General features: G+C 71.8%; 5 protein-coding genes and 1 pseudogene. 4 read left to right on the top strand and 2 right to left on the bottom strand.

Going from position 1 to position 6,326, the window contains the following annotated elements; all coding sequences use genetic code 11:
- The first annotated feature begins 89 nt into the window (after nucleotides 1-89).
- From ACYVD1_RS17430 to ACYVD1_RS17440, 3 genes are read left to right on the top strand one after another with little or no spacing between them, the layout of a single operon-like run.
- On the top strand, nucleotides 90-1,253 hold the full coding sequence (locus tag ACYVD1_RS17430) for an acyl-CoA dehydrogenase family protein (RefSeq protein ID WP_460773608.1): 1,164 nt from the start codon (nucleotides 90-92) through the stop codon (nucleotides 1,251-1,253).
- A gap of 41 nt (nucleotides 1,254-1,294) precedes the next feature.
- A complete protein-coding gene (locus tag ACYVD1_RS17435) occupies nucleotides 1,295-2,005 on the top strand; it encodes a TetR/AcrR family transcriptional regulator (protein ID WP_460773621.1) in 711 nt (236 codons plus the stop codon).
- Entirely contained in the window at nucleotides 1,974-2,420 is a 447-nt protein-coding gene (locus tag ACYVD1_RS17440) for a DUF2000 family protein (RefSeq protein WP_460773610.1), read from the top strand. The genes ACYVD1_RS17435 and ACYVD1_RS17440 overlap by 32 nt, the downstream gene beginning before the upstream one ends.
- Here ACYVD1_RS17440 and ACYVD1_RS17445 read toward each other — a convergent pair.
- A complete protein-coding gene (locus ACYVD1_RS17445; RefSeq protein ID WP_460773613.1) occupies nucleotides 2,395-3,243 on the bottom strand; it encodes an AraC family transcriptional regulator in 849 nt (282 codons plus the stop codon). The two genes, ACYVD1_RS17440 and ACYVD1_RS17445, sit on opposite strands and share 26 nt — an antisense overlap.
- Before the next feature lie 202 nt (nucleotides 3,244-3,445).
- Between ACYVD1_RS17445 and ACYVD1_RS17450 the strand changes: the two genes are divergently transcribed.
- A complete protein-coding gene (locus ACYVD1_RS17450; protein ID WP_460773615.1) occupies nucleotides 3,446-4,135 on the top strand; it encodes a peptidoglycan-binding domain-containing protein in 690 nt (229 codons plus the stop codon).
- Nucleotides 4,136-4,370: 235 nt separating this feature from the next.
- Here the strand turns inward: ACYVD1_RS17450 and ACYVD1_RS17455 are convergent.
- Nucleotides 4,371-6,326 (bottom strand): annotated as a pseudogene (locus ACYVD1_RS17455) (hypothetical protein); the annotation flags it as partial.

Below are 6,326 nucleotides of genomic sequence, written 5' to 3' on the forward strand. Positions count from 1 at the left end.
CGCCGCTTTCCGGGTCCGTGCCTCCTGGGCTTGCGCCCTCTGAGCCGCCGCGACCCGGACCACCCCGAGACGGATGCGAGTGTGCACTGATGACCGCGACCGACACCCCCAGGACCGACCGCTGGAACTCACCGGAGCGCGCCGCACTCCGGGAGACGGTGCGGACCTTCGCGGCCAAGGAGATCCTGCCCCACGTGGAGCGGTGGGAGGACGAGGGTGAACTGCCCCGCGACCTGCACCGGGCGGCCGGGCGCCTCGGACTGTTGGGGCTCGGGCTCCCGGAGTCCGCGGGCGGTGACGGCGAGATGCTCGACCAACTCGTGGTCTCCGAGGAGGCCGTTCTCTCCGGTGTGCCCACCGGGGTCCTGGCCTCGCTGTTCACCCACACCATCGCGCTGCCCGCCCTGGTCGCGGACGGTCGTGAGCAGCTGGTGCGCGACTACGTCCGCCCGGCCCTCTCCGGCGACCTGGTCTGTTCCCTCGGCATCACCGAGCCCGAGGCGGGGTCGGACGTCGCCCACCTGCGCACCCGCGCGGTGCGCGACGGCGATGAGTGGGTGCTGAACGGGGCGAAGACCTTCATCACCTCCGGGTACCGGGCCGATTTCGTGACCCTGGCCGCCCGCACCTCGGACACCGGGCACGAGGGCATCTCGCTGTTCGTCGTGGAGCGCGGGACCCCCGGGTTCACCGCCGCCCGCAAACTCGCCAAGATGGGCTGGCGTTCCTCGGACACCGCCGAACTCTCCCTGGTCGACGTCCGGGTCCCCGCCGACCGCTTGGTGGGCGGGGTGGACCAGGGCTTCTTCCAGGTCATGCGCCAGTTCGCCAGCGAACGGATCGGCCTTTCGGTGCAGGCGTGCGCGATGGCGCGGCGCTGTGTCGACCTGTCCGTGGAATGGGTCCGGGAACGGGAGGCCTTCGGCGGTCCGCTGGCCCGCCGCCAGGTCCTGCGGCACCGGCTGGTGGAGATGCACCGCCGCACCGAGGTGGCGCAGGCCTACGTCCGCGGGATCGCGGAGCGGGTCCAGGACGGCGAACCCCTCATCTCGGAGGTCGCCATGGCCAAGAACACCGCCACCGAGGCCCTCGACTACGTGGTGGACAACGCCGTCCAGCTGCACGGCGGCATGGGCTTCATGCACGGGACCGAGGTGGAGCGGCACTACCGTGACGCGCGGGTGTTCAGCATCGGCGGCGGCACCTACGAGATCATGAACGAGGTCATCGCGAAGTTCCTCCCGCTGCGCTGACCGGGGGAACCGGGGAAGGGGCGTCAGTGGGGCAGGTACACGTGGGAAAGCAGGCACCGAGCGGTCGGCCGCCCACGGAACGCGGCCGACGCAAGCGCGGCGCCCTCGTCCAGGCGGCGCGGGAGGTCTTCGAGGAGCGCGGTTTCGAGGACACCCGGATCGCCCAGATCACCGGCCGGGCCGGGATCGCCTACGGGAGTTTCTACACCTACTTCGACTCCAAGGACGAGGTCTTCCACGCGGTCGCCAAGGGGGTGGCCGGGGAGATGTTCGACGCCGCGCGCTCGGCCGCGCCTCCGGGGACCGCCCCCGTCGCCCGGATCCGGCACGCCACCGAGCGCTTCCTGGCCGCCTACCGGGACAACGCCCGGATCATGCAGGTCATCGAGCAGATCTCCCCGCGCCACCCGCGCTTCCGCACCCTCTTCCTGGAGATCCGCGGACTGTTCGTCGACCGGATCACCACGGGCACCCGCCGTCTTCAGGAGGAAGGGCTGGCCTCGGCCGACATCGACGTGGAGACCACCGCGAGCATGCTCGGGGGAATGGTGGAGCACACCGCCCGGATGCTGTTCCTGTACGGGGAGGAGCACGACCCCGACGTGGTTCTGGAGACCGCCACGCGGCTGTGGGCGCGCGGTGTCGGCCTGGAGTACGAGCCGCCCAAGGGGCAAAGAACGTACAAGACCGGCGAGCAGGGTCCCGGCGATGATCCGGAGCATGGAGACCACAGACACCACCGTGCCCAGTGACAGCAAGCCCAGCGCCACCAAGATCGCCGTCCTGCTCCGCGACGACCTGGAGGGCTGGCAGCGCCTCAACGTGACGGCCTTCCTGGTCAGCGGGCTCGGATCCCGCAGCCCTGAACTGATCGGGGAGCCCTACGCGGACGCCGACGGCACGGAGTACCTGCCGATGTTCCGCCAGCCCGTCCTGGTGTTCGAGGGCACGAAGGAGACGTTGGCCAAGGCCCATACCAAGGCCCTCTCCCGGGACGTGGCCCTCGGCGTGTTCACGTCGGACCTGTTCAGCACGGGCAACGACCACGACAACCGGGCCGCGGTGCGGGCGGTCCCGACCGGCTCCCTCGACCTGGTGGGCATCGCGGTGCACGGGCCGAAGAACGGGGTGGACAGGATCGTCAAGGGCGCACGCATGCACCGCTAGCGTTCCCGCCCGCTGCCTCCGCCGTCCCCCGCAGGACGCGCGCGTACCGGCCGGGGGCGATGCCGAGGATCCGCTTGAAGTGCCGGTTCAGGTGCGGCTGGTCGTGGAACCCCGCGGTCGCCGCGGCGTCCCGGGGCGCCATTTCGTCGAGGAGCAGCCGACGGGCGAGGTCCACTCTCCGGCCCACCAGGTACTGGTGCGGCGCCATGCCGAACCGCCGGCTGAACGCCCGCGCCAGGTGGGCCGGATGGGCGTGGAGCAGGGCGGAGGCCTCGGCCAGGGACAGGCCCGCCACCGTGCGGGCGTCGATGAGGTCGCGCAACCCGTCGGCGAGACCTGGATCGTTCACCCGGGGCGGTGGTCCCAGGGTGCCGCGCAGGTGTTCGCGGAGGCGCTCGGAGACGAGCTCGAGACGGCTCTCCGCCTCCAAGTGCTCGCCCGGTCGGACCAGGGCGCCGTGCAACTGGTGGATCCGGTGCCGCAGGAGGGGGTCTTCGAACCCCGGGTGGTCCACCGCCCGGCCGACCAGGCCCGGGTCGATCTGCTCGGGCTCCAGGTACAGGACCCGCTTGCGGAGGCCCTGCGCCGTGGTGGGGGTTCCGTTGTGGGGCACGTGCGGCGGTAGCAGAGTGACGGCCTGGTCCAGTGCGCCGTGCTCGTGGCGGCCCAGGTCGTAGCGGACGGTGCCGGAGTCGATGATGAGCAGGGTCCAGGACCGGTGCGTGTGCATCGGGTAGGCGTGCTGGCGCAAGTGGGTGTGGAACACCTCGGTGACGCCGCCGATCCCCGGCCTGAGGACCAAGGTGTCCGCGTGGCCGTCCATACCGGAATTCTACGCGGGTGCCGTCGAGCATCCCGGTGCCGGTCCGGTGCGCGCGGACTCGTAGAGCGCTCCAAGGTTGACGTCGGCCGTGTGATCGTCCGCAAACGGACAGCGTGAAAGCCCAGGTGAACAAGGGTGGGTGTGACCTGCGTCCTACCCCGTGTACGACCCAAGAGGATCACGGAGCAAGGGGGAAGAGTCTATGGGTGCCCTTACCAAGTTCACGAAGCTCTCCGGAGCCGCACTGCTGACCGCGGGGCTGGTCGCTGGTGGCACCCTGGCCGCCGCCTCCGCGTCCGCGGACGAACAGCCGATCGAACCCGCCGACGCGCCCGAGATCATGGAGCGCCCGTGGCCCGCGTACCCGGATGACGCGGCGACCCACACGAACATCGTGGTGGCCACGACCTACCTGCACCACCAGACGGACGAGGACGGCCTCCCGTACTGGGGTGAGCCCCCGACGAACACCTACAACGAGGGCCTGAGGGAGGTCTTGAAGGTGTACCAGGACGACCACGAGCTGGGGGAGCACGGGGAACTGCAGGAGGAGATGTGGGGGCACTTCTCCGACATCCAGTTCGACTTCAACACCACGAGGGCCGCCTGGGGGCCGCCTGAGTCCCAGAACTTCTACACAGTTGGAGACGGCGGTCCCGGGGTCGAGGCCCTGCAGTCCCTGCTGATCCACCAGCGTTACCTGGACGCGGACGGCCTCGACGGGGAGTTCGGGGAGGACACCAGGGACGCCGTGATCGGCTTCCAGACCGACGTGGTCTGCGACGAGGCCGGCATCGGTGTCAGCGCCAGCGACTGCATCGACGGCTTGGCCGGTGAGGTGACCTGGCGAGCCCTGGTGGCCTTCGAGCCCGACGAGGTCCAGACCCAGTAGACCCCGAACCGCAAGGCGTACTCAGCCGGCCCTGAAGCCGCGAAGCACAGGTGGACGCCCTCGGGAGTCGTGCCGCCCCGAGGGCGGAACAAACCGGGCCGGGCCGTGTTGGGGGATGCGGTCCGGCCCGCCCGCTCGGTTCTCTCCGTTACCGCCGAGCGCCTCCCGCCGGAGCCCAGCGCTGAACCTCCGCGCTGGGCTCCGGTGCTGTTCCGCCGGGGTCGGCCCGTGCTGGTCAGCCCGCCCCGTGGGACCGCCAGGCCGCAGCGAACATCTCGTGCGGCGGGGCGACCGGCAACGGACGGGTGAAGGTCCCCCGGACCCGCCCGGTGTAGTTCACGGCGAGCAGGTGCGTGGCGAGCTTGGCCGTCTCCATGGCCGGGAACGGCGCCTTGAGCTCGGTCCACTCCCCGGGCAGGAAGAGCGTGCGACCGGCCTTGAGCCGCTTCTCCTTCGTGACCAGGCCCTTGTCCAGAAGCTGGTCGGAGGCCTTCCGGTGCTTGCCCGCCGACCAGCGGTTCCACCGGCGCACCCGGCGATTGGTGGGGTGGGCCATGGTGAGCAGCTGCAGGTAGAGGGCGGCCGCGTCGGCGTCCACACCGACCGCCTCGGACACCTCCGCCACCAGCTCGGGCGCGCTCAGCCGCGGGTCGGCCTCGAAACCGCCTGCGGGTACCGGGGTGTCGGCGGCGCGTTCGACCATGCGGGTCAGGCCGCCGCCGCAGACCACCCTGGCCTGGCGGACGGCCAGGGCGAGCTCGTCCATGCCGGACTCGTAGAGTGCGTGTACGCAGCGTTGGAAGCGCTCTTCGTCGAACAGCTCCGCGGTCTGCAGCACGGCGTTGGCGGACAAGCGCACCCCTTGCGCGGAGAGGGTGAGGATGCCGTCCCCGTGGAGGGCGTGGCCGGTTCCGGGTTCGAGCATGCCCTCGGCACCGACCCGGTACTCGGCGGCGCCGACCCGCTCCGACCATCCGTCGACCTGGCCGTCCTGGAGGTGCGTGACCACGGGTACGTACAGGCCGGGTGAACGCAGCCGCCCGGTCATCCGTTCGTGCAGCCCGGTGACCCCGTCCCGGGCGGGGTGGCCCACCGGGAGTTCGATCAGGGCCCAGGCCAGCAGCGAGGCCGTGCGCAGGTAGGGGCGGATCCCCTCGTCCTCGGGGAAGCCGTGGGCCAGTTCCCGGCCGCCCGGTCCGCGGACGAGCGCCCCCAGACGTTGCGAATAGAAGAGGGAGCGGGACCAGTCGGCGTCCTCATGGTCCGCGGCGGCAGCGGGATCTCCGGCGGTCGCTTCGGAGGCAGCTCCTGCGGCCTCGACCGCTCCGGTAGTGCCCGCCCCGGTGGTTGCGTCCTCGATGCCGGCCGCCGGTCCGATGAGCTGGGCGGCCCACTCCGGTCCCAGGTCCAGCTCGCCTCGGACCAAGTCGGGTACGTCCGCCAGGCGCACGGTGGGGTCGGACTTCGCGCGGCGCACCCCGAGGAGTTCCACCCACACCCGGGCCATGCGCTCGGCGGCCGCGACCGTGCCACCGGGTGCCCACAGGTCGGCGGGGTCGTCGGGCACGGCCGCGCCCAGGAGCCGGGCGGTGTCCGCCTCGGACAGGGTCGCCCCGGTCTTGCGGTACTCGGTCTGGGCGCCCTTGCTCGTCGGCGGAACCGCCTGCGGCCAGCCCGCGTCGCCGGACAGGACGAACTCGGCGACCGGCTTCATCACCTTCGTGTGCTGACGGAAGGCCGCTGCCGCCTCGGGGCCGGCGCTGACGGGGCCGTTCCGGTCGAGCAGTTCCAGGAAGGAGCGCAACCGCGCGGCCTCGTCGCGTTCGATCCGCAGGGGCGGGTCCTCCTCGGCGTCCGCGGGCACGGGGGCGCTCTCCCAGCGCACGTAACCGTACCGCCGCCGCGGGAGGTACCGGGGCGACCAGTGGGGCGCGGACGTGTTCGCGTAGCGCTGCCCGTCCAGGGGCGGGTCGGTGATCACGGCCTGCCCCCGGGCCAGGAGCGGGGCCAGCGCGGCGCCGGTGGCGGTGCCGAGCACCCAGCCCGTTCCCCGTTCGGCGAAGGGCTGGTCGGCCCAGGTGCGCAGCAGCGCGGTCAGGGCCTTCGCGTTCTCGCCGGTCGCCGCTCCGGTCGCCAGCCGCCACATGGCCGCGTCCGGCACGCCGAAGAAGCGGGTCCAGGGCGCGGCCGG

Source organism: Nocardiopsis nanhaiensis (assembly GCF_054778635.1).

Bases quoted from the DNA above. Each gene is read 5' to 3' on its own strand.
- ACYVD1_RS17430 (WP_460773608.1), top strand. From the start codon at position 90: ATGACCGCGACCGACACCCCCAGGACCGACCGCTGGAACTCACCGGAG.
- ACYVD1_RS17450 (WP_460773615.1), top strand. From the start codon at position 3,446: ATGGGTGCCCTTACCAAGTTCACGAAGCTCTCCGGAGCCGCACTGCTG.
- ACYVD1_RS17440 (WP_460773610.1), top strand. From the start codon at position 1,974: ATGGAGACCACAGACACCACCGTGCCCAGTGACAGCAAGCCCAGCGCC.
- ACYVD1_RS17445 (WP_460773613.1), bottom strand. From the start codon at position 3,243: ATGGACGGCCACGCGGACACCTTGGTCCTCAGGCCGGGGATCGGCGGC.